The 313-nt window shown below is 51.1% G+C and carries 1 protein-coding gene; it reads right to left on the bottom strand.

The annotated features are described in order from the left end of the window. Window positions 1–40: 40 nt before the first annotated feature. Window positions 41–313, bottom strand: a 273-nt coding sequence (locus PZH32_RS12395) for a DUF2442 domain-containing protein (protein ID WP_275208551.1), incomplete at its 5' end; no start/stop codon positions are given.

Genomic DNA, 313 nt, shown 5'->3' with positions numbered 1-313 from the left:
GCAGGTGTAAATTCGCGTCATAGCTGACACCTCGAAGATCCTAAGCGGCTGCTGGCGACAATTCGCAGCCATACTCGTAAATGGCATCGCTGGGCAGATCTATCTCGTCATTCCAGTAGACGCAACTTCGGCTCTGATCGATCTTTACCTGCTCGAACAGCCCTGTAAGCTCTTTAAGGGGCGCATAAGACGGGATATCCCGCACATCCTCTGCAACAGCGTAGAGAACAACGCGACCGTCGTCAAAGCACACCCTCAACTGCAGGTTCGAAAGAGGCTGTATGTTCTTAATTCGACGTATCATCTTTACTCC

It is taken from the genome of Adlercreutzia equolifaciens, assembly GCF_029076695.1.
Classification (GTDB): Bacteria; Actinomycetota; Coriobacteriia; order Coriobacteriales; family Eggerthellaceae; genus Adlercreutzia; species Adlercreutzia equolifaciens_A.
The sequence above is the reverse complement of the archived record's forward strand: the minus strand, read 5'-3'. Positions and strand labels throughout refer to the sequence as shown.